Raw genomic sequence first — 22858 nt, forward strand, 5'->3', positions numbered from 1 at the left:
TTTTTTTCAGGTCTGTTGTATAATTAAAGAAAACAAAAAAGAGACTGGGAGATTCAAGGGGCACATGCAAAGTATAACCGTCGAAGTAAAGAACGAATACGGAATTCATGCACGACCGGCTTCTCTACTTGTTGAACTTGCCAACAAATTTCAAAGTGAAATCACCATCACGATGGGGGATAGGGTGGTGACGGCCAAGAGTGTGATGAATGTGCTCCTTTTAGCGGCGGGGAAGGGATCAAAGCTTGTGATTACGGCGGATGGTCCGGATGAGGCTCAGGCGCTTCGGGAACTTCGGGAACTTATTGAGGTGGCCAAATTCCATGAGGAATAAATGGATTTTCCCTGTGCTTTTCTTGTTTTGCAGCATGGGGTTTTCTGAACTGGTGATAGATAGGATTGCTATTCGGGGAACGTCTTTTTATCTTTCGGTGAGAACCTTTCCTTCTCCTGAGTTTAATCCCTTTCTCTTTTTTCAGGGAGGAAATATTCTCGCGGTAGGCTATGATATTCGGGTATTCAAGAGGGCATCGTTTCCAGAGCCTGATCTTTTTCTTACGAACATCAAGGTAAGGTATGAAATAAAGAAGGATTATTTGAATGAGGGATATGTAGCCAATGTCTGGTATGGATGTGAATTTGCCTATAAACGGTGGATAGAGAGTGATGAAAAACTGCTTCGTTTTTTGTATCGACTTGAGAATTTTCGGGCGTTTTCCTTTACGGGGGCCACAGACGAGGATTATTTCTATTTAGAGGTCTCTCAGTTTTTCGATTCAGAGCTGAGTCCGGAAAAGGAAAATGATATCTTTGGGCGTTTTTTCCGGTCTCTTTTAGGAATGCGCTACGAAATCAGTCCAGTTCGAAGCAGGGTGTTCAACAAAAATGGTATTTTCAAGTAAACGTTGGGCTTTTGTTGTTTTTGCTCTTGATCTTGGGCTTTCTCTTTTCTTTGCCTGGTTGGGGTACAGATGGATGGTGAGTCTTCAGGGGAATGCGACCCTGAGGCTTTTTGTTCCTCTGGTTCTGTTTGCCTCCAGCTTTCTTGGCATCTGGCTTGTGTATCGAAGTTTTGTCACCTTTCTTTTTCAAAGGAAGGGCATTCGGGGGTATAAGCTTCGGGGGAAGATTACCTTTTTCTTTTTGGGGGTGACCTTCGGGACGATCCTTGTCGTTGGTGGGGTGATGTTTTATCTTATTCTTCTCACGGAAGTGAATTTTATTGACAAGGAATATACGACCGCTGAAAAGATTTTGGCTGGTTATCAGGAACTGATTGCCTACAACAAGAGTGAGTTTGAGCGGTGGAATATGAGTCTTTTGCGGTATCAGGAGGATCAGTTTCCTGTGGTTTTTACCTGGAAGGATACCAATTTGGCCTTTCTGCGAAGTGATGAGACAGAGCTGGTGAAACTGATCATAGAAAACAAGGAGAGTCTTTTTGAGGCTTTTTCTGATCCTGAAAAAAAGAGTCTTTTTCTCGGGGAGGAAAGGGCGGCGTTAATTGCCCGGAAGGAGAAGAAGTTTTTTGCGGTATGGCTTCCAGAACATATTCAGGCGGCATATAAAACAATTTATGACAGTCGGGATGAATACCGCCAGATGCTTTTTCTCAAGAAATATATACGGGTGATTACTCTTCTTGTGATTGTGGTGATCTCGGTACCGGTGTTTCTTCTTGCCTTTGCGGTGAGTGTTCGTGTGGCCAAAAACCTCACGAAGAGCATTGAAGCGTTGGCTCGTGGAACAAAGATCTTTGCCCTTGGAAACTTGGATTATCGAGTCGAGATTCGTTCGGGTGATGAACTTGAAGACTTGGCCAAGAATTTTAACACCATGGCAGAAAAACTCAGTGTGGCCACACGCCAGATCAAAAGAATGGAGCGTCTTGAGGCATGGAAGGAAATGGCCAAAAGGCTTGCCCATGAAATCAAAAATCCCCTCACCCCCATCAAACTTTCAGCGGAGAGGCTTTTGTATGCCTATACCATGAACCCGGATGGATTTGAGGAAGTTCTTGAGAAAACCTCTCATATTATTATCAATGAGACCAAGAGATTGGAAAACCTTGTCAATCAGTTTTCCAAGTTTGCCCGTCTTCCTGATCCTGTTATTGCTCTTCATGACTTTCGACAGACGGTTGAGGAGGTTTATCATTTTTTCAAAAATGCCTATGCCCAGGTTGATCTTTCCCTTGAGGTTTACGAGGGGGAATATAGCTGGGAGATTCCCTATGATCATGACCAGATAAAACAGGTGATTATCAATCTTGTGCAAAATGCCTGTGAGGCGGCCAATCCTGAAAATCCCAAAGTCCTTCTCCGAATTGAAAGGAAACCCTCAAGTGTGTTGCTTACTGTAGCCGACAATGGAAAAGGGATTCCACCAGAGATTCAGGACAAGATTTTTGAACCCTATTTTACGACCAAAAATCAGGGGACGGGGTTGGGCCTCGCTATTGTGGAGCGTTTGGTAACGGAGCACCACGGTTATATCTGGTTTGAGAGCAGTTCAGAGGGGACACACTTTTTTGTAGAGCTTCCTGTGGGACCTGTACAGGAGGGGATAAATGAAGCATAAGATCCTTGTTGTTGATGATGAACCGAATATCAGGGAAACTATCAGTGATATCCTCAAGGATACGGGATATGAGGTGGTTGCTGTTGGAGATGGTGAAGAAGCCTGCAAAATTGTAGGAAAAGAAGATTTTGATACGGTGATCCTGGACGTCATGCTTCCTGGAAAAGGGGGGCTGGAGGTTCTTGAGTATATTCACAGGGAATTTCCCCTGCTTCCTGTGGTGGTGATTTCTGGTCATGGGAACATCAAGATGGCTGTTGAGGCCATGCGCAAAGGGGCTTATGATTTCATTGAGAAACCCCTCTCCATTGAGCGTATTCTTGGAACCACGAGAAATGCTATTACGTATAAAAATCTTCTTTTAGAAAACATGAGTTTGAAATCAACGGCCAATATTGCCCCAACCTTTGTGGGAAAATCACCGGTGATAACACAGATTCTTGCCTCTCTTCCCCAGATTGCTCAGAGTGATGCCGGGGTTCTGATTACAGGGGAGAATGGTACAGGCAAGGAGGTGATAGCAAGGCTGATTCACTATCATTCCCGGCGTCGTTATTTTCCCTTTGTTGGGGTGAATTGTGCGGCTATTCCTGAAACCCTGATTGAAAGTGAGCTTTTTGGTTATGAGAAAGGGGCGTTTACAGGGGCAAACAAGCAGAAAAAGGGAAAGTTTGAACAGGCTCATCGGGGGACACTCTTTTTGGATGAGATAGGGGATCTCAGCCTCTCTGCTCAGGCCAAGGTGCTTCGTGTTCTTCAGGAGAGTGAGTTCGAGAGAGTGGGTGGTAATGAGTTGATCAAGGTAGATGTGCGTATCATTGCCGCCACAAATCAGAATTTAGTGGAAAAGATCCAGAAGGGAGAATTTCGAGAGGATCTCTATTATCGTTTGAATGTGGTTCCTCTTCATTTGCCTCCTTTGCGTGAAAGAAAAGAGGATATTCCAGAGCTTGTGGAGTATTTTTTAGCAGAAGAAAGGGAGCGGAATCGCAGGGAGATAACGATTACCCCGGATGCGGTGGCTTTTCTTGCCACCCAGCCCTGGAAGGGGAATGTAAGAGAACTCAAAAACTTTATTCAGCGTTTGGTGATTCTCTGTCCGGGGAATACGATTACCCTTGCCTATGTGCAACAGCATCTTTTCCCTGGTTCACAGAATCTTCTTCAGGAAGAGATGCGGCGACTTTCTCTCAAGGATGCCAAACGAGAATTTGAGAAGCAACTCATTCTTGACAGGCTTGCCCAGTTTCAGATGAACATGGCCAAAACGGCCGAATCGCTGGATATTGAACGCACCTATCTCTATAGAAAAATGAAAGAACTTGGTATTATGGAGCAAGAGGAGTGAAGAGGCTTCTTCTCCACACCTGTTGTGCCCCCTGTATGCTTCCCTCCATAGAGGTACTTTTGGGAAGATCTCCATGGGAGAGGGTTTTGGAGGCTCCCCCTGAATATGAGGTTTCCGTATGGTTTTACAACCCCAATATTACCGATCCTGAGGAATACCTCAGGAGAAAAGCGGCTCTTTTGGTGGTGATGAAAGAACGCTATCCGGATATTCCCCTTCTTGATGATGAAAGTGAAAAGGATAGGGAGCACTGGTTTTTGACAGCTTCTCTTTTGAAGGATGAGCCAGAAAGGGGGAAAAGGTGTATTTTTTGCTATGGGTATCGGTTGTATAGGGCTTTTCTCAAGGCGAAACGAGAGGGTATGGATGCGGTAGCGACCACCCTTACGCTGAGTCCCCTCAAAAACACGGAGGCTATCAATCGAATAGGGCTTCTTCTGGAAAGGCGTTTTGGGATTTCGTATGTAGTTTCTGATTTCAAAAAACAAAACGGCATGAAACGCTCAAAAGAGCTGTGTCTTCAGTATGGTGTTTACCGACAGGACTATTGTGGGTGTGAGTTTTCGAAACGGTCTAAGCTATAGTAAATATTGGCAAGGGTGGTGATCACGGCGGTAGCGGTGGTGAGGATCCTTTGCCCCAAAGAAACCGTGTGGAATCCCCAGGATTTGGCTTCTTCAGCTTCCTGAAGAGAAAATCCTCCCTCTGGGCCGATAAGAAGCTCGACGGTTGGAGGAGACTCGCCTGTCTCCAAGAGAGAACGAAGGCTTGTTTCTTTTTCGCCCTCCCATGGCATGATTTTGAGAGAAGAGGAATCAAGGAGGGAAGGTACATCCTTCCAGTGAAGGACAGGATGGATGGTCATAGTGGTGAGGCGACCTGTTTTTTTGGCTGTTTCTTCAACAAGGCGTAACCAGCGGGATTTGATGGTGCCCGTTATTTCGTGGGGGTAAATGGTGCGTTCTGAGAGGACAGGGATAATCTCCGTTACCCCAAGTTCGCAGGCGGTGGTGAGAATGGTTTCCCATGCAGGTCCCTTGGGTAGAGCCTGAAAAAGACGAACAGAAACGGTTCTTTCTTTTTGGAGGTGGGCTTCACAGATATGACAGAGAACGTGTTCCTTCTGGATGGCCTGGATTTGGAGAATAAGCCGTCGGCTCTGTCCATCCGTGGCCTCAAAGGTGTCTCCTACCTTTTTTCTCAGGACATGGACAAGATGGTGGGCATCGCTTCCTGTGAGAGAGACCTTTTGTCCCTGAATAGCTGAAAGGGGGATAAAAAAGCGGCGCATGGTTATCGGCGTCGTTCCATGAGTTTATCATAGATGATGTCGGGTGAAAGATCAAAGTAGGCCAAGACAAGCCACATGTGAAAGATGAGATCCGCCATTTCCCAGCCAATTTCTTCTGGGTTTGCATTTTTTGCCGCAATGATAAGTTCGCCTGCCTCTTCTCCAATTTTTTTGAGGATCCTATCAAGCCCTTCCCGAAGTTTTTTGGCCACATAGGAGTTCTCCGGCATGGTTTTTTTCCGCTCCATAATTACCTGATAGACTTCGGAAAGAATGGCCGATTTGTTTTCTTCGGAGATATTGCCTTCTTTCAGACTCTGGAAAAAGCAGGAGTAGCTCCCTGTATGGCAGGCCACGCCCTTTTGTTCTACTTTGATCAAAAGGGCATCACCATCACAATCGGCGATAATATCAACAATACGCTGGGTGTTACCTGAGGTTTCGCCTTTGTGCCAGAGGGACTGTCTTGAACGGCTATAAAACCAGGTTTCTCCTGTTTCGAGAGATTTTTTGAGGGACTCCTCATTCATATAAGCCAACGTGAGAACCTTTCCTGAGACAATGTCCTGCACAATAGCGGGGATAAGTCCCTTTTCGTCAAACTTGAGGGAATTGATATCTAATGCCATACTTACTCCTCTTCCTGTTCGTTGTCTTCTATAGTCATACCGTAACTTTCCAGCTTCCGGAGAAGGGTTTTTCTGCCTATCCCGAGGATGCGCGCGGTTTTTGATTTGTTTCCTCCGTTGGCATCAAGGGTGGCAAAGATGAGTCGTTTTTCTGCTTCCTCTAAGGAAATCCCTATGGGCAAAACAAGTTCATGGTAGGTTCTCTGGGAGACAACACTTTCTGGGAGATCCGTTTCTTCGATGACAGGACCCCGGGCAAAGATGACAATTTTTTCTATGGTATGTTGAAGTTCACGGATATTCCCCGGCCAGGGATAGCTTTCTAATAGTCTCATGGCTTTTGGATGGATCCCTTCAATGGGCCGGTGGTGTCTTTCTGCATAGTATTTGAGAAAATGGTTGACTAAAAGGGGGATGTCTTCTCTTCTTTCCCTGAGAGGAGGGAGTTCAATGTGGACCACATTGAGACGATAATAGAGGTCTTCGCGGAATTCCCCTTTGGCTACCATGGCTTTGAGGTTTTTGTTGGTAGCCGCTACAAGCCTTACGTTGACCCGGATGGTTTCTTCTCCCCCTATTCTTTCGAAGCTCTGTTCCTGAAGGACACGGAGGAGTTTGACCTGGACCATGGGGGAAATCTCCCCAATCTCATCAAGAAAAAGGGTTCCTCCATCGGCGAGTTCAAATCGTCCTTTTTTTCTGGCCGTTGCTCCGGTAAAGGCACCCTTCTCGTGTCCAAAGAGTTCGCTTTCGAGGAGGGTTTCCGGAAGGGCCGCACAATGTACCTTGACTAAAGGACCATTTCTTCTGGGGCTGTTGAGGTGGATGGCATTGGCAATGACCTCTTTTCCTGTGCCTGATTCGCCGCTGAGGAGTACGGTGGCATCGGTAGAAGCGACCTGTCTCACTTGATTGAGAACCGCCTGAAAAGATGGGGCTATTCCGATGATGTTTTCGAACCGATAGCGTTCATTGACAAGAGTTTCGAGGGTTTGCTGTCTTTCGTGTCGCTTTTTTTCTTCAAGAGCCCGTGAAAGAACCAAAGCGAGCTTGTCAAGATCGGGGGGTTTGACCATAAAATCATAAGCCCCTAATCGCATGGTTTCTACTGCCTCCTCTAAACCGCCATGGCCTGTCAAGACAATAACAGGGGTTTCTGGAGAGGGCCTCTGACGGAGAAACTCCATGCCAGAGATCTTGGGCATCTTGAGGTCCAAGATAACGGCGTCCGGACTGAAGGTACGAAGTTTTTCAAGCCCTTCTTCTCCGTTTTCAGCGGTAATCACCATGTAGCCTTCCATTTTGAGGGCTTGTTTGAGGGCTTCTCGAATATTTTTCTCGTCGTCAATGACGAGAACAACCGGGTCTGCCACCCATCCTCCTTCTGTAGGTAATTTTGGCATAGTATAGAGCAAAAAGACAAATTTTTCAAATTGAGTGGAGTCAGCATGAGAAGAAGGGGGATACGTTTGAGGAAAATGGGGGTTTTCCTTTGCCTTGACTTTTTTCTTCTTTGTCCATACAATAGTATAAGAAGGCAAAAAGGAGGTTTTGGTATGAGTACTCTTTATTGGGTGAGTGTTGGTGTTTTAGCTGTTATTCTTGGTGTTTTTATTTATTTTGATACACGAGAGGGATTTCATCGGGCTTTGTATCGTTTGCTTCGACTTTTGCTCCCTTTGGTTCTGGCGGGCATCATTGTTTTTCTGGTTTCCCTTATTTCTTCTGATAGGATGATTCGGGGTCTACTTGGTCTTATCCTTTCGGTGATCTTTTTTCTGGTGCTGAGTGCTTCTCTTCGGCTTCCAGAAAAAAAGGCTCATGCTGATGTGGTGAGCGTGTTTTTAGGCGCGCTGGTCGGGGTTATCAGAGCGTGGCTTGTGATTGGGTTTGTGGTATACTATCTGCATTTTTTCAAGATCTTTGATTTGGCGGAGATTGTAGCGGCTTCCTTTTACGGGGCTTTGGTGAGACCGGTGGAATGGCTTTTGTTTTTTACCTTTTTGAAATAAAGCGTGGGGTATTGTGAGACGGAAGAATTTTTGGGTCCGATATCCAAAAATTTGGGTTCCCGATCTCTATACGGATTCGCTTCTCCTCTGAGGGAAACATGAAGTATAGGTACGGATCCCCCCTTGTTACAAGGGACCAAAAATTGATCGATCAATACCCCACGAAAAAATAAATAAAGGAGCTGATATGGATCCCTCTGCTCTTGCCAAGATGTATGTAGATGCGGTAAAAAACAATACCATTAGCGCCTCTATTCTTACCAAACTTCCGGAACTTGTTACCTGCGACTGGACAAAAGTGGAATTGGTCGGGAGTGTTTTTTACATATCAGAGAGAACAAAAATCACCTATGATGGTGTTTTAGCTAAGTACCGTGGGGGATTGTACTATATCAAAAAAAAGGTCTTTGAGGTTCTTCAGCAGCATGATCGTCGTTTTCGGATGAAGTTGCCGGTGATTACCGTGGTAAGTTAGTGGAGGAACACTCTTTCTATAGGAACCTGCTTCCTTTGAAAAAGATGAGAAAGAGAAAATGAGACCTTGGCACGAATGTGCGAAGGTCTCAAAAAAGTAATAAAAAAACAAAAAGTAGTATAAAAATATTTATTGCTGTAATCAATAAACCTATTTTTTGAATAAAAACGACAAATAAGCCCTTGTAAACAGAAAAAGCCGGGAAGAGGGGCGTAGCCCCTGACCTAAAGAGGGGAAGAAAACATCCGTGCAAGAGTCTCAAAATGTTGACTTTTTGTGCAAAAATGGCTATGATGAGGTGTTAAATTTCCATGACGATAAGGAGGATATCATGAGGAAAGCCTTGGTTGGTATAGGGTTGGTGATGATGGTTTCTCTGGCTATGGCGGCTCCTACCTATTCAGGGGCTGATGGCTATATTATCGTGCCCAGTGTTGAGGCCGCCTATGGAGGGCGATTTGGTCTTTCCTTTAAGTATACACCAGAGGTTCCTCTCACGGTAGCGGCCAATTTCAGTCCTTTCTCTCAGCTGGAGCTTGGGGCAGGTATAGACATTGGGACAAGACCACAGAGCCCTCTTCTTCTCAATGGGAAGTTTCAGTTCACCAAACAGGGAGCCCTTGGGGCGATGGGAGAGATTGGTCTTGACAATACGGGGAATTTTTTCAGTCTCTATTTTGCCTGGCAGGAGGGTTTTAATGCCAGTGGAGTGGGGAGTAGTGGCGCGACCTTTATTGTTGGGTATACCTTCAACAATGCCTGGGATATCAATTTTGCCATTGGTTTTCAGAGGAATTTTTTGATTCCTCAGTTGTACATTATTGCTGATTTTTCGAATTTCCCCTATAAGTATGGCGTGGGTGCTCCGTATGCCAGTACCCATCGTGGTATCTTGAATGCCGGGCTTCGGTTTATTCTCACCGATTTCTTCTCTGTGGATTTTGTGGGACTTGATCTTATGGATGGCAACAGAAGCCTCATGGTGGGTGGCAATATCTATTTTGGTCTGTGGGGTGGTCGACGCTAACGTATGGAGAGGAAGTGGCTTATCACTTTTCTTGTTTCCACGGGTGTGTTTGTTCTCGTGATTATCATTTTCCTCTGGTCTGAAGGATATCTCAAGTTTTTTTCAGGGGAAAGGATGCCAAAGGGCGTCCTTTCCCTTTTTTCTCCTTCAGGTTTTGTGGAGTCTTCTGAAAATATCTCTTCTTTAGTCGATGTTTCTTCAGGGCAGGATAAGGAAACTACTCAGAGTATGGGCTTGGAGAGGGAAAGTGAGATGGTGGTGACCAATGTGTCTTCAGAAGAATCCTTGGCCAGGGAGATTATGACCTCTCTTGAGATAAAACAGTATGAAGAGGTTTTTCAGAAGGCTTCCCATTATCTAAGCCTTTATCCTCAAGGAGTTTATAGACATCTGGTGATGCAGAGTGTAGCTACCGCTCTTTATCATCAGAAAAACCTTTCAGAGGCTCTTCTCTGGTGCAAAAAGGCGGTAAGTGAGGAGGTTCCCCCTTCTTATGAGGTAGGGCTTGCTTCTTTGGTGGGGTTTGTACTCAAGGATATGGAAAAATTTGATCCAGCCTTTCTCTCATGGATGGAACAGGTGTATTTGAGGCATTCAGAGGAAAATATTTCCGCTTTAGTGGTGGGGATTGCCTATCAGTATCTGTATAAAAACGATCCCAAAACGGCACTGGCCTATCTTCAGGAGGCCAAGGGAGAACTTGCTTTGATTGGACGGGCAAGGGCTTATATAGCCCTTCAAAACTATCCGGCGGCTATTCAGGAGTATGAGAACTTTTTTGCTTTTTATCCCGGGAGTTCTCGTGAGGAAGGGGTAAAGACGGCATTTCTCAGGCAAACTCTCTACTATGCGAAACAGAATGAGAGGCAAAATCCATCGCTTGCGCTTTCCTATTATGAAAAATTGGCTCGTTTTCCTGATTCAAGAGAGGCGGAAGAGGGCTTTTTGGCGGCAATTCGTCTTCTTAGGCAGAGAAAAAATTACCAGGAAGCGTTTCGTGTGGCGAAAAAAGGTCTTTCTAATGCTCGAAAGGACAGAGATCCAGAGATTCTTTTTGAGATGGCCGGCTGTTACTATGAAAATGGCCAGAAAGAAGAGGCTCGTCAGACATATGAGGAGTTTCTTTCTCGTTATATGAATCATCCACTTTCTTCTCAGGCCAAGGGATGGCTTGAGCTTCTTTCCAAGGAGAGTATGCTTGCTGAGTGAGGGAGACGGTTTTGTGTGTTCATCCGTTGTGTCTTTTGAAGACAAAAACTGGAGGGAGAGATGATTTCTGTGGTTCTTGTGGAACCAGAGGGTGATATGAATATTGGGATGATTGCCCGAAGTATGATGAATATGGATGTGGAGAGGCTTGTTCTTGTTTCTCCACAGACAAATCATCTCTCGGAGAATGCCCTTTCGTTTGCCGTTCATGCAAAACCCATCCTGCAAAAGGCCGAGGTAGTTTCGACGTTAAAGGAGGCTCTTGTGGGGGTTGATGTGTCCCTTGCGGTGACCCGTCGGATTGGGCAATGGCGGCAGAAGGATGTGGTATTGCCAGAATGGTCTTTGGTTATGGCGCCTTATCGAGAGAGACATATTGCCCTTGTTTTTGGAAGGGAAAAGAGCGGGCTTACCAATGAGGAAATCACCACCTGTGATATGATTCTCACCATCCCTTCGTCGGAAGCCTTTCCTTCCCTCAATCTTGCGCAGGCGGTAATGACGGTGTTGTATGAGATTTATCGGAGTCAGTGGAAAGAGCAAAACGTTCATCACGCGGTAGAAAGGAAGGAATTTGAAGCCATGCTTTCCATGATTATTGAAACTCTTGAGACCATGGGCTATTTCAAGACCGTGCCCAGGGAAAGGCTGGAAGCCTACCTTCGGAAACTTCTCTATCGAATGGCACCGGACGAAAATAGTGCTCTGATTGTGAAAAATCTCTTTCGCCGTATTCAGGGGAGACTTATGGCTTATCAGAAAGCGCTGGAAAAAAGCGGTTTGTCCAGAGAGAAAGATCTTCCATGATGTAGCATACGCCGATACCCATCTTGTCGGCAAGAGGTATTCCCTTCTCTTTTCCTACAAGAAACATCACGGTTGAGAGCCCGTCGCTCTCTATCCCTTTTGGGGCTACCACGGTCACAGAGATAACCCCATTGGAGACGGGATATCCTGTTTTTGGATTCAGGATATGGTGATATCGGATACCCCTTTCGATGAAGTACTGTTCATAATCCCCGGAGGTGGCGACACTCCCTTCATGAAGAGAAAAGAGAGCAAGAACTTCGTTTGGACGACGGGGATGACGGATGGCTATTTGCCAGGGGGTATGATCGGTTTTTTCCCCCCAGACCAGGATATTTCCCCCTGCATTGAGGAGAAAACCCGAAAGGGGTTTGGTTTTGAGATACTCAGCCATAACATCGAGGGCGTATCCCTTGAGAATTCCGCCTAAGTCTATTCTTCTCCCATGCAGAGAAACAAAAGATTTGTCTCTTTTCACAGCAGAAAAACCCACCAGAGAAAGGGTTTTCTCTATTTCTGATGACGAGGGAACACGAGGAGTGCCTTCCTGATAAAAACCCCAGAGACGCATCAGGGGTTCTACGGTGGGATCAAAAAGCCCATCGGAAAGGGCGAAGAGTCTTTCCACTTCTTGCCAGACAAGAAGAAGATCCTTGTCTATGGTGCCTTTTCCGTCGTTATTCAGGGTAAAAAGAAGGGAATTACTCAGGTGAAGGCTATATCGTTTCTCAAGGTTCTCTACAAGAGACAACGCTTCTTCGCCCCATTTTTTCGCTTCTTTTTCCTGCGAGGCGTAAATAACAACCTGAAAGAGGGTATTCATTTGAAAACGTTCGAGTCGAATCCTGTGAATGTTTTTTTGACAACTGGAAAGGGCAAGGCTTGCTGTGAGGAAAAGACAAAGCCACAGAGAAAAAGAGACAAGAGGATGTTTTCTCATGGTACTTCCTATTTTTTCTCTTCTGTGCGCAAAAAGGCGGAGAGTCCATGGGCCTGAAGTCCTTCGAGGTCGGCCATCTGTTTGACCTTTTCTGCATGCCTTTGCATATACTCTGGAGAAAGCCTGAGAATACTGGTGCGTTTGACAAAATCATACACCCCTAAGGGGGAAGCATACACAGCTGTTCCATAGGTGGGGATAACATGGTTAGGACCTGAGAAATAATCTCCCATGGCGACAGGTGTCCATGGGCCCACAAAAAGAGCCCCTATATGCTGAACATGAGAGAGGATTTCCGAGGTATCAAGGTGAAGCATAATCTCAGCGTGTTCTGGGGCGATACGATTCAAAAGATCAAAGCCCTCTTCATAGGAGTTTACGAGGATGCTATAGGAAAGGGAGAGGCTTTTTTCGATGATTTCCCGACGTGGAAGAGAGGCTACCACTTCAGGCAGGAGTTTCTCTACCTCTTCAAGGAGCTTGGCCGACGTTGAAAGAAAGAACACGACGCTATCTGGAGAGTGTTCTGCTTGAGCACAGAGATCCATGGCTATCCATTTCGCAGGAGCTGATTCGTCGGCAAAGATGGCCACTTCACTGGGACCGGCGATAGAATCAATTCCCACCCTTCCCTGAACAAGGCGTTTTGCCATGGCCACATAGGCATTCCCCGGTCCTGTAATCTTGTGGACAGGGGGGATGGTTTCTGTGCCGTAGGCAAGAGCGCCAATAGCCTGGGCGCCCCCTACCTTGAAAACAGCCTTGACTCCAAGTTTTTCAGCTAAAGCTAAAAGAAGGGGATGGACAGAGCCCTTCTTGTCGGGGGGAGTGACAAGGTAAATCTCTTTCACCCCGGCAAGAGAGGCAGGAATCACGTTCATCAGCACAGAAGAAGGGTAAAAAGCTCTTCCCCCTGGCACATAGACCCCCACCCTTTCTAAGGGGGTAATCACTTGACCCAAAAAAGCCCCATCGTCTTCATAGAACCAGCTTTTTTCCTTTTGCTTTTCGTGGTAGAGACGTATTCTTTTGGCGGCTTCAAGAAAATATTCCAGGACGGCGCTATAGTTTTCTTCTACTTCTTTTTGGGCTTTTCTGTACTCTTCTTCAGTGGCCACAAGGGAAAAAGAAGGATCTTCCACTCCATCAAAACGCCTCGTATACTCCATAACGGCGGCATCGCCTCTTTTAGCCACAGCCTTGAGAATCTCTTCGACCCTTTGCTGGAGTTCTAGGGAAATCTCTTCGGTTGTTCGTTGGTAGTTTTTGGCCTGTTGGGGAGACATTCGCTTCATGGTTTACTCCTTTTCAGTGAAGTATTATAAGAAAAAAAAGGGGAAAATGCCAAAATAGAGGGGATGATACTTTTTTGGTAACGTTTTTTTCAGGAGACCTGCAGTGGGAAGATGAGGAAAAGCAAAAAAAAGTTCCTCCCTGGCCGATAATAGGACACAAGGAGGAACCCATGCGTAAAGAATTCACCTTCACTTTGACTATCGACTACCCTGACACAAAACTTGAGACGTTAGTGGTGGTTTTTCTCCAGGCCATCAAAGGAGTGTTTGAGTCATTTGTTCATCAGATTTCTGTAGAAGTGGCAGAAAAAGAAATAAAAGAAGGTCGTATCACCTGTACATGCGGAGAAAAACATCACTTCATATGGAAAACAAAGCATGGAAAAAACACTGTTTTTGTTCTGATGCCCTTTGGAAAGATCACTCTTCCTCAGCTCCAAATTCAATGCAAAAAGTGTGGAAGAAAACTTTTTCTCACAAGATCTCTTCTTGGTGTAGAAAAGCGAAAAAGGCAAATCCTGAAAGATATCTACAGAGTGGCTTTAGCCGGGGCTCTTACCACCTATCGAGTGGCCGCTCGTATTCTTTCCTTCACAGGGTATAAAATAGGTCTTAGCACCCTCTGGAAAAACCTTCAAAATATTGGGAGAAAGATACATTTCAGTATCTCAGAAAAAGAAAAACCCTGTGGAGAAGCCGATGGGACGGGTATTCCTGTTCAGGGCAAGAAAAAAGGAGAAGAAGCTAAAATTCTTTTGCAGGAGAGGCAACAAGCCTCCCCATTGACAGGAAAAAATACAAGAATAGCAGGCCTTCTTGTGGATAATTACCATGCAGGTTGGGACAAACTTCTTAAGCCCATTCAAGAAAAACACTCTTTTTCTCGGTTTTTTCTTGTTGTCGATGGAGATACAGGGATTAACCAGGGCAAACATCCCGGTATCGTTTTTCAACGATGTTTGTGGCATGTAAGTTATCAATTGAAGTATTTTCTTCGTCTTGATAGAGTGAGATATCGTTCTTCTGAGTGGACAAATATTGTCGCTGAAACAGGGAAAGCCTGTTTCTTGGGGTACAAAAATGACTGGCAAACAAGACTTGGTTATCAAAGCGAGCGCAGACAGCATATTCAGAATCTTCTTGACTTATTTCACGAAAAAGGGCGCAAACATTGTTTTTATTATCTTCTTCGTGCTCAAAAAGACATGTTCGCCTGTGACAGTGAAGATGGTTTGCCAGGAACAACCTCAAGGGCAGAACGGGTGATGCGAACCATAAACCAGAGAATGGATGTAGGGGTATGGAAAAGAGAAGGGGCAACCAATGTTCTTGCTGTGCGTTTGCATTACTACTATAATCGTGATGAGGCTATCGATGGTGTCTACTGGCAGGATGTGATATAAAACATAGGGATGGTACGTACTTATTGCCCTGTTTTATGGCCTAAAAAGGGTACTTTCCCCAGAAAAAACTTGTTTATCTAAAATGTTCCCTGTATACTACAGTTGACAAAAATCTTTTGAGCCAGGGGTAACTTCTTTATCCTTTTCTCTCTCTTTCAGGTCTCCTGTTGGAAACGTAATCACTTTTTTATTTTGAAACCTTTGGTACGAATGTCCGAAGGTCTCGAACTTGATTTTTCCTTGAAATTTCTTATACTAAAAAGGTGAGATTTTTCCTAAAAATCCTTTGGAAGGAGAAAAGAATGAAATCCTATCGAAAAGAACTCTGGTTCTGTACAAAAAATCGTGTGGATTTTATTCATATTACCGAGGAGGTACAGAGGGCGGTAGTGGAATCAGGGATTCGTGAGGGACTCTGTCTTGTGAATGCGATGCATATCACGGCAAGTGTTTTTATCAATGATAATGAACCAGGGCTTCATGAGGATTACAAAGAGTGGCTTGAAAAGTTAGCACCCCACACCCCTTCTCTCTACAGGCATAATCATACAGGAGAAGATAATGGAGATGCTCATCTGAAACGCCAGGTGATGGGACGAGAGGTGGTGGTGGCTATTACGAATGGTCAATTGGATCTTGGACCGTGGGAACGTATCTTTTATGGGGAATTTGATGGTATGCGGCGGAAACGGGTTCTCATAAAAATCATTGGGGAATAGGAGAAGGGTATGATCATTCTTATTCGTCATGGCAAGGCGGTGGATGTCAATGAATGGAAAGGCTCTGATAATGAGAGGCCTCTTACGGCAGAGGGAGAAAAAAGAACAAAAAAGTTAGCCAAAGGTAGTCGTTTTCTTCTGGAGAAACTGAGGGATCCTGTTCTTTATTCTTCTCCCTATGTGCGGGCATATCAGACGGCTACCATCTTTGGGGATATATGGGAACTTGATGTTGTCAAGGATAGTCTTGTTGAACCGGGGTGGGATGCCAGACGCTGGCCTGAAGACTACAAAGAGAGGGATATCATCATTGTTGGACATATGCCGGATTTGAAGGAGGCCCTTTTTGCCCTTACTCAGGGACAGATAACGATTGAGTTTCAACCACCTTCGTTGGCAGCGGTGTCTTTTTCCGAGGAAAAAGCGAAACTGGTGGCCTATCTTACCTGGAAGGCGTTTTGAAAGGGTACATCTTATAATCATATTATAATATGAAAATATTTTCCTTTTTTGAAAAAAATATGTATATTATCAATAAGAAAACGAAAAGGAGGCCTCTATGGAAAGGCTTATTGATGCAAAAACAAGAAAAGAACTGGAGAATCTCTTTGCAGAGAGTCTCACAAGAAGTGTAGATGTGACGGTTTATAGTACAGGGGATGAAGAGATCCATGAGTTTGCCAGACAGTTTCCTGCAGAACTTGCTGAACTCTCTGACAAAATTACGGTGAAAACTCTGCCTGCTCGTGATGATATGACCAATCCTACTGTTGTCGTGGGAGAAAACTTAGGGTATCGGTTTGTCTTTTTGGGTACACCTTATGGACATGAGGCTTCCACGATTATTGAGGTGATACGCCTTCTTTCTCAGGGCAGATCCTCTCTTTCCCCCAAGTACCAGCAGGCGCTTCAGCGGCTTGATAGGGATGTGAAGATTCAGGTGTTTGTGACGCCCTCCTGTCCCTACTGTCCTCAGGCAGCTCTTCTGGCTACCCAGGTGATGCTGGCAAATCCGCAGAGGGTAGTTGTCGAGGTGGTGGAGGCTCAGGAAAACCCTGAACTCTCTATGCAATATCGGGTTTCTTCTGTGCCTCAACAGGTGATCAATGGGGATATGGATTCTATTACCATCGGTGTTCAAAGGGAACAGAATTTTGTTCAACAGGTAATTCGTTACGGGAGTAGTGATCCGGAAAAACTTCTCTCTGAGATGAACCAGAAAGCCTCTTCTCATCTTCCTGATGAGGTCCATGGGGAGATTGAACTCACGACAGAGAATTTTGATGAAGCTCTCACCAAGTATCCTCGTTTGGTGGTGGATTTCTGGGCTGAGTGGTGTATGCCCTGCAAGATGATGGCCCCTATCTTTGCCGATCTTGCTCATGAGGATACAAGCACGGTCTATGCGAAGTGCAATGTGGATGAGAATCCTGAGATCGCCGAACGCTATGGGATTGCCTCTATTCCTACCATTGGGGTTTTCCGTGGGGGAGAGCTGGCAAAAGAGATTGTGGGGGTGAGACCAAAAGCGCAGCTTGCCTCTGAGATTCAGGCGGCTTTGGCGTAGATTTTCGATTTTTTTTCCGCCCTGTGCTATACTATGGAGAAGAAAAGGGGTTGTTATGAAACGGGTATGGTTTGTGGTTTTTCTTCTTTTTTCTCAGATGGGCATAGGGTGGGAATTTTTCACCGAATACAGTCATACCATGAGTGCGCTTGGCAAGGATAATCTCTTTCGTGCGGGGATTACCACTCCTTTTGTGGCTGGTTTTGGTCTTTCCACCTATGGGGAGGCCAATATTTTCTTGGGAATACCTATTCAGAGTACCAATGCCCTTTCCCCTGGAACGACTCGAGGCTTTTTCTATAGTGCCGTGGGGCTGGATGTGGTATATCGAGAGATGAGATTTGAGGAAATTTTTCCTTATGGGCGTTTTGGAATCTGTATGATCTGGCCTCATCCTGAGATGACAACGAATGGGCAGGCTTTTGGTATTCGGGGAGGGGTGGGTATGGTTTTTGTACCTCTGAAGAATATAGGTCTTTCGCTTGGGATTGATTTTACCGGTCTCCTCGAAGGGGGAAGGGCGGAACGCATGGTGACAAAACCGGTGTATCATGAGGGCGTTCAAGTGGTTGGTGGGGTGTTCTGGCGCTTATAGGAGGAGCTATGTACGATGTGGTGATAGTCGGAGCAGGACCGGCGGGGATCAGTCTTGCGGTGGAGGCTATTGAGGCGGGTGTTCCCCGGGAAAGGATGCTGATTCTTGAAAAAGAAAAGGAGCATGCCTTTACCATCAAAAAATTTTATCCGGAGGCGAAATTAGTTACAGCCAACTACAAAGGGATGGAGCCAAGGTGTGAAGGGCTTCTCTGTATGACGGATCTTCCCAAAAGTGAGGTGATAGACTTCCTTGATAAAACCATCGAGCGATATACACTCCCCGTTCATTACGAAGAACAGGTATATGCTATCCATGAAGATATAGAAAAAAAGTGTTTTGTTGTCAAAACATCAAAGGCTTCTTATGAGACGAAAATTGTGGTGATAGCCATCGGCGTTTTGGGGAGACCGAACAAACCGGACTATCCACTTCCCGCCTCTTTGGGGAAGCGTATCCTTTTTGATGTCACCAGTCGTCCAGTGAGACAGGAAAAGGTGCTGGTGGTTGGGGGTGGGGACAGTGCCGCCGAATATGTGCAATATCTTCTCCAGTTTGAGAATACGATTACCATGAGTTATCGGCGGGAGAAGTTTGACCGTATGAATACCATCAATCGTCGTACCATTGAGGAACTGGAGAGGCTTGGGATCATTACGGTGCGGTATAATTCTCATATTCTTTCTGTGGAAGAGAAAGAGGGAAAGCCTTTGGTTCACTTTGCTGAGTCGCCAACTCCAGAAAGCTATGACACCATTGTGTATGCTCTTGGTGGCAGTTCTCCAAAGAATTTCCTTGAATCGATTGGTATAGCCTTTGATGGTCATCAGCCCCGTGTGAATGAACATGGGGAAACTAATATTCCCGGGATTTTTTTAGTGGGGGATCTTGTGCATTATCCGAAAGGAGGGTCTATCATTACGGCCTTCAATTCGGCTCGACGTGCCATGGAGGCTATTTGTGAGAGATATCTTGCCTGTGTTCCCAGGAGATAGGCATGCGTATTCTTGGTATCGAGACATCCTGTGATGAAACCTCTGTGGCTCTTGTAGAAGATGGAAAAACTATTCTGAAAGAGGCGACCTATTCTCAGATAGCGGTTCATCGGGAGTTTGATGGTGTGGTGCCTGAGATTGCGTCAAGGCAGCATATTCTTCATATTCTTCCTGTCCTTGAAAAGGTGATCACCCCTTCGGAACTCTCTTCAGTGGATGCTATTGCCGTGACGCAGGGACCGGGCTTGATAGGAAGCCTTCTCGTGGGACTTGGGGTCGCCAAGGCACTAGCCTATAGTGTGGGGAAACCCCTGATACCGGTGAATCATATCGAGGCCCATCTCTATGCACCCCACCTTTTCGCGGAGATTCCCTTCCCCTATATCGGTCTGGTGGCTTCTGGGGGGCATACCCTTCTCTTTCTCGTCAGGGATTTTCATCACTATGAGGTACTGGGATCTACGATTGATGATGCGGTTGGCGAGGCCTTTGATAAACTTGCCAAGGTGTTGGGGTTGGGTTATCCAGGAGGCCCTCTCATTGATCGCTTAGCTCAGACGGGGGATGCGGATAATTTTCTTGAAACCTCCAAAAGGCCTTCTCTTCTTCCGGATACGGAGAGAGATCGTTATAATTTCAGCTATTCTGGACTCAAAACGGCTTTTACCTACCGTATTCAGCACCTTGAGGACAAAGCCTCTCGATTAGCCGATATCTGTGCCGCCTTTCAGAGAGAGGCCATTGATTTGCTTCTTCGGAAAAGTCTCAATGCCCTGAAGGATTATGGGATGAGTACTTTTGTGATTTCTGGGGGGGTGTCGGCCAATTCCTATCTTCGCCAGAGGGTCACGGAATGGGAAACGCAGGGCATACACACCTTTATGGCTCCGCTTGCCTATTGTGGGGACAATGCGGCAATGGTGGCAGGACGGGCTTATTACGATGCCCTTGCAGGAAAGTATGGTAGTCTCAGAACGGATGCGTACTCTCGTCTTGATTTTGTCCGGAAAGGGAAGAGAATGCTGTAGGTCACTCTTGTTACTTCTTCTTTGAAAGAGAAGGGTATTGTTTACCCTATTTTTCTTTTTCCACATATCTCCTGAAAAGGACAGTAGCGGCAATGGTTGTCATCACTGGTCTGGGTAAAGGGTTCATCATCAGAAATGATGGTTAAAAGGGCCTTTTGTAGTCCTTTGACAAAGGGAGATTCCACTGTTTCATCAAAGGGAAGAGGATTATTTGTATCTTTTCTTTTTACATTGTGAAAGGTACCTTCTTGAATGGCACAGATGGAGAGAAACGGGGATTCTCCTTGATAAGGATTAGGTTCTCTTTTGTCTTGGGAGTGTTTTTCTCTCGCGTTTTTGACCAAAAAGGCGTAAAAGAAAAGCTGAAAGAGATGGGACCTTGAGGAGTTTTTGTAAAGGGTGCGAAGAAATTCTTCATCAAGAATGTTCGTATTCTCTTCACTTTTTTTGGTAGGGATATTGAGACTCTCTACTTTGCCGGTTTTGTAGTCAATGATGACCAGCGAACCCTTCCGTTTGTCCATACGGTCAAGGCGGCTTTTGAGCTGGAAGGTATAGGTATCAGCGGAAATTTCTCCCACAAATTCTGATTCTAACTCTACCACGTCAAAGGGGGTGTGGGGTTTGTGGCTCTCAAGAACCCTTTCGAGTTGTTGGATCATCATATGGCGAAGAAGGGCAAGTTTTCCTGTGATGGGCTGATCTGAAAATTCTTTTTTGATGGCTTTTTCTATCAGAGAGGAAAGATTGGCTTTCATTTGAACAATGTCGTTTTCTGTTATGGGTTGGGATTTTTCTCGATATTCACCAAAGAGAGTTTCGAGCACACTGTGAATGATGGTTCCCTTGACGGCGGCGTCGGGATCTTCTTCTAAGGTTTCTGTTTTTCTTACGCCAAGAATGTACTGGTAATAAAACCAGAGAGAACAGGTGAAGTAGGTCTTTATGGATGACGCTGAATAAGGGAGAGAAAGAAGCTTTTGTTTGATGGCCTCTGTTTTGGGGTAGCTGATGGGTGTTTCTAAAAGAGAGGTGAAGGGGTAGGTGTAGGTTTTTTCAAGTGGGGTTTTTTCGTTTTCACAATACTCAAAAAGAATTTGTTCAAGGTAGCGACTTTTTTCCTGAAGCCCTGTATCCTTGGCTTCTTTCGTGTAGAAGAGATACACTTCCTTGGCCCGTTTGAGAAGCCTGTAGAAATGATAGGCATAGACGGCCTCTGTTTCAAAAGCTTGAGGAAGGTTGTATTCTTTTCGTATGTCCTGGGGAATAAAAGAGCGGCTTGTTGCGGGAGCAGGCATGATGCCTTCGTTCATGGAAAGGATATAGAGGGTATCAAAGTCAAGGGCCTGGGTTTCTAACATTCCCATAATCTGCCACCCTTCAAGCGGTTCTCCGCTAAAAGCGATGGTAGTTTGAGCGATCACATCCCTGAGGATTTTGGCTACCGCATTGAAGGAAAGGACAAGGTTTTTTTCTTTCACAAGTTGCTGAACCTCGCTTATTCTCTGGAGAGCGGTATAGAGGAATTCCATGTCGAAAGAAAATCCCCTTTGTCTGTGGGCGTTCAACACCTCTTTGGTGAGCAGGAATATTCTCTCGAGGGTTTGTTTGCCATCGGGTTTTTCTGAGTACCACGAGACAAAGTGGGAGAAGAGGGTATTTTCTTTCTGGGGGTAGGGGAGGGTTGCCAGGAAACTTGTGGGAACTCGAGAGAGGTTCTTTTCTCGTATGAGAGAGATAGTTGAATTGAGGAGGTCGTTATCAAAAAGAAGTCGGGTATACTGATGGTCAAGGACCTCGATGAGAAGAGAGCCGGAAAGGGTGACGGTGTCTGTGGCATGGGGAGATGTCTCTGGTAGGCTTTCCCAGAGGGAGAGCAAAAGATCGAGCCACGAGGCTATCTGGGTAGCCTTCAGAGGAAAACCCATGGTGACGTTTACCGAGGGGAGATCAGGAGGAAGAGAATTCAAAACGGAAAAGAGAAGTTCTTCCTTGGGGAGAATAATAGCCACCTCATCGGGGCGTTTTCCCTGCTGAGGAGAAGGGTTCTGAAGATTTTTCTGAAGCGTTTCGCCCAAAAGTTTCACCATGGTGGTTTCGTTTGTTGTGGCAAAGATATGGATGGTTCGGTTGTTTTTTTGAGAAAGGAGGTCATCATGAGAGGAAATATCGGAAGAGAGGTGTTTCTTCCAGAATTCTCTATAGAAAAATCCTGCTTCCTGTTTTTCGTCCTCCGTAAAATACCTGTCCATATCAAGAAAGACCTTGTTTTTGTCCCCCGTAGAAAGAAAAAGCTTTTCCTCCGCTGGAGAAAGGGCGTGAAACCCCACCCAGAAGACGAAGTTAGCCTTTTGCTGGAGGGGGTGAGGGTGGTTCTCCGTGGCTTCTACAGCCTTTCGATAGACAAGTCCAGTGTACCCCTTTTTGTTCTGGAGGCATTGCTGAGTAAAGTGGTCATAGATGGCCCCAAGGCTATCCCAGAGATGAGAGAAGGCTTCTGCGATAGTTTGTGCCTCCTTTTCATAGTCCCGAAGTTTAAGGAGATGGTTATAAAGTGTGGAGATATCCACAAGACAACGGTCTATTTCATCGAAATCAGCAAGAAGGGTGGTGCCTAAGAAATAAAAGTCTTCAAAAGGAACAGGTTTTTTTTGGTTTTGTCTGTAGATGGTCTCATAACTCTGGTAAAGTTCAAAAAGAAGGGGGATACGTTCTGCCTTTTCCAAGCCAGAGAGGGTGGTGGCATACTCTTCTGAGGATAAACACAGCGGAGCCACAAAGGGGGTATCAGTCATCTCCCGGAGATATTCAAAGAGAAAGGTTCTGGCCCGTTTATTGGGAACAAGGATCAGGGAAGAGGAGAGTTTTTCTCGGTATGTTGTGAGAAGATCATGAGCGACTCTCTTGAGAAATTTTTCTACTCTTTCTTCTGCCATGG

General features: G+C 45.5%; 23 protein-coding genes. 17 read left to right on the top strand and 6 right to left on the bottom strand.

Annotated elements, in window-relative coordinates; translation table 11 throughout:
* Nucleotides 1–64 precede the first annotated feature (64 nt).
* From BREVNS_RS05090 to BREVNS_RS05110, 5 genes are read left to right on the top strand one after another with little or no spacing between them, the layout of a single operon-like run.
* On the top strand, nt 65–334 hold the full coding sequence (locus tag BREVNS_RS05090; protein WP_483427966.1) for an HPr family phosphocarrier protein: 270 nt from the start codon (nt 65–67) through the stop codon (nt 332–334).
* Nucleotides 324–902, top strand: a complete 579-nt coding sequence (locus BREVNS_RS05095; protein WP_483427967.1) for a hypothetical protein — start codon at nt 324–326, stop codon at nt 900–902. The genes BREVNS_RS05090 and BREVNS_RS05095 overlap by 11 nt, the downstream gene beginning before the upstream one ends.
* The gene (locus BREVNS_RS05100) at nt 886–2580 is read left to right on the top strand and encodes a sensor histidine kinase (protein WP_483427968.1); all 1695 of its coding nucleotides are present in this window, start codon (nt 886–888) and stop codon (nt 2578–2580) included. Before BREVNS_RS05095 ends, BREVNS_RS05100 begins: the two co-directional genes overlap by 17 nt.
* The gene (locus tag BREVNS_RS05105) at nt 2570–3928 is read left to right on the top strand and encodes a sigma-54-dependent transcriptional regulator (protein WP_483427969.1); all 1359 of its coding nucleotides are present in this window, start codon (nt 2570–2572) and stop codon (nt 3926–3928) included. Before BREVNS_RS05100 ends, BREVNS_RS05105 begins: the two co-directional genes overlap by 11 nt.
* Nucleotides 3925–4512 (top strand): epoxyqueuosine reductase QueH, encoded by a 588-nt coding sequence (locus BREVNS_RS05110; protein ID WP_483427970.1) that lies wholly within the window; start codon nt 3925–3927, stop codon nt 4510–4512. The genes BREVNS_RS05105 and BREVNS_RS05110 overlap by 4 nt, the downstream gene beginning before the upstream one ends.
* Here BREVNS_RS05110 and BREVNS_RS05115 read toward each other — a convergent pair.
* The 3 genes from BREVNS_RS05115 to BREVNS_RS05125 are packed head-to-tail and all read right to left on the bottom strand — an operon-like array spanning nt 4473 to nt 7221.
* The gene (locus BREVNS_RS05115) at nt 4473–5219 is read right to left on the bottom strand and encodes an RsmE family RNA methyltransferase (protein ID WP_483427971.1); all 747 of its coding nucleotides are present in this window, start codon (nt 5217–5219) and stop codon (nt 4473–4475) included. The two genes, BREVNS_RS05110 and BREVNS_RS05115, sit on opposite strands and share 40 nt — an antisense overlap.
* A 2-nt stretch (nt 5220–5221) precedes the next feature.
* Nucleotides 5222–5848: a bifunctional phosphoribosyl-AMP cyclohydrolase/phosphoribosyl-ATP diphosphatase HisIE gene (gene hisIE, locus BREVNS_RS05120; RefSeq protein WP_483427972.1), complete on the bottom strand. Its 627-nt coding sequence runs from the start codon at nt 5846–5848 to the stop codon at nt 5222–5224.
* Between the two features lie 2 nt (nt 5849–5850).
* Entirely contained in the window at nt 5851–7221 is a 1371-nt protein-coding gene (locus BREVNS_RS05125; protein ID WP_483427973.1) for a sigma-54-dependent transcriptional regulator, read from the bottom strand.
* Nucleotides 7222–7404: 183 nt separating this feature from the next.
* On the opposite strand from BREVNS_RS05125, the gene BREVNS_RS05130 reads away from it, so the two are divergent.
* The 5 genes from BREVNS_RS05130 to BREVNS_RS05150 all read left to right on the top strand — a co-directional run bounded on the left by BREVNS_RS05130 (nt 7405) and on the right by BREVNS_RS05150 (nt 11378).
* Nucleotides 7405–7860, top strand: coding sequence for a hypothetical protein (locus BREVNS_RS05130; RefSeq protein ID WP_483427974.1), 456 nt, complete (start codon nt 7405–7407; stop codon nt 7858–7860).
* Between the two features lie 187 nt (nt 7861–8047).
* Complete coding sequence (locus BREVNS_RS05135; RefSeq protein ID WP_483427975.1) at nt 8048–8335, top strand: hypothetical protein; 288 nt, start codon at nt 8048–8050, stop codon at nt 8333–8335.
* A 331-nt stretch (nt 8336–8666) separates the two neighbouring features.
* The gene (locus BREVNS_RS05140; protein ID WP_483427976.1) at nt 8667–9362 is read left to right on the top strand and encodes a hypothetical protein; all 696 of its coding nucleotides are present in this window, start codon (nt 8667–8669) and stop codon (nt 9360–9362) included.
* A 3-nt stretch (nt 9363–9365) separates the two neighbouring features.
* Nucleotides 9366–10571 (top strand): tetratricopeptide repeat protein, encoded by a 1206-nt coding sequence (locus tag BREVNS_RS05145; RefSeq protein ID WP_483427977.1) that lies wholly within the window; start codon nt 9366–9368, stop codon nt 10569–10571.
* A gap of 60 nt (nt 10572–10631) precedes the next feature.
* Nucleotides 10632–11378, top strand: a complete 747-nt coding sequence (locus BREVNS_RS05150) for an RNA methyltransferase (protein ID WP_483427978.1) — start codon at nt 10632–10634, stop codon at nt 11376–11378.
* On the opposite strand, the gene BREVNS_RS05155 is transcribed toward BREVNS_RS05150, so the two are convergent.
* Entirely contained in the window at nt 11317–12318 is a 1002-nt protein-coding gene (locus tag BREVNS_RS05155) for an FAD:protein FMN transferase (protein WP_483427979.1), read from the bottom strand. The two genes, BREVNS_RS05150 and BREVNS_RS05155, sit on opposite strands and share 62 nt — an antisense overlap.
* An 8-nt stretch (nt 12319–12326) precedes the next feature.
* Nucleotides 12327–13613 (bottom strand): histidinol dehydrogenase, encoded by a 1287-nt coding sequence (gene hisD / locus BREVNS_RS05160; protein WP_483427980.1) that lies wholly within the window; start codon nt 13611–13613, stop codon nt 12327–12329.
* Between the two features lie 170 nt (nt 13614–13783).
* On the opposite strand from hisD, the gene BREVNS_RS05165 reads away from it, so the two are divergent.
* From BREVNS_RS05165 to tsaD, 7 genes are all read left to right on the top strand, one after another.
* Nucleotides 13784–15016: a hypothetical protein gene (locus tag BREVNS_RS05165; protein WP_483426076.1), complete on the top strand. Its 1233-nt coding sequence runs from the start codon at nt 13784–13786 to the stop codon at nt 15014–15016.
* 302 nt (nt 15017–15318) lie between these two features.
* Complete coding sequence (locus BREVNS_RS05170; protein ID WP_483427981.1) at nt 15319–15735, top strand: secondary thiamine-phosphate synthase enzyme YjbQ; 417 nt, start codon at nt 15319–15321, stop codon at nt 15733–15735.
* A 9-nt stretch (nt 15736–15744) separates the two neighbouring features.
* The gene (locus BREVNS_RS05175; RefSeq protein ID WP_483427982.1) at nt 15745–16197 is read left to right on the top strand and encodes a SixA phosphatase family protein; all 453 of its coding nucleotides are present in this window, start codon (nt 15745–15747) and stop codon (nt 16195–16197) included.
* A gap of 97 nt (nt 16198–16294) precedes the next feature.
* Nucleotides 16295–17302, top strand: a complete 1008-nt coding sequence (gene trxA / locus BREVNS_RS05180; protein WP_483427983.1) for a thioredoxin — start codon at nt 16295–16297, stop codon at nt 17300–17302.
* A 55-nt stretch (nt 17303–17357) separates the two neighbouring features.
* Nucleotides 17358–17897, top strand: a complete 540-nt coding sequence (locus tag BREVNS_RS05185) for a hypothetical protein (protein ID WP_483427984.1) — start codon at nt 17358–17360, stop codon at nt 17895–17897.
* Between the two features lie 8 nt (nt 17898–17905).
* Nucleotides 17906–18892: an NAD(P)-binding domain-containing protein gene (locus tag BREVNS_RS05190; protein WP_483427985.1), complete on the top strand. Its 987-nt coding sequence runs from the start codon at nt 17906–17908 to the stop codon at nt 18890–18892.
* Nucleotides 18893–18894: 2 nt separating this feature from the next.
* Nucleotides 18895–19920 (top strand): tRNA (adenosine(37)-N6)-threonylcarbamoyltransferase complex transferase subunit TsaD, encoded by a 1026-nt coding sequence (tsaD, locus tag BREVNS_RS05195; protein ID WP_483427986.1) that lies wholly within the window; start codon nt 18895–18897, stop codon nt 19918–19920.
* A gap of 41 nt (nt 19921–19961) precedes the next feature.
* Here the strand turns inward: tsaD and BREVNS_RS05200 are convergent, their stop codons facing one another.
* Complete coding sequence (locus tag BREVNS_RS05200) at nt 19962–22856, bottom strand: PD-(D/E)XK nuclease family protein (protein ID WP_483427987.1); 2895 nt, start codon at nt 22854–22856, stop codon at nt 19962–19964.
* Nucleotides 22857–22858 lie beyond the last annotated feature (2 nt).

Source organism: Longinema margulisiae, from assembly GCF_025266855.1.
Lineage (GTDB): Bacteria > Spirochaetota > Brevinematia > Brevinematales > Thermospiraceae > Thermospira.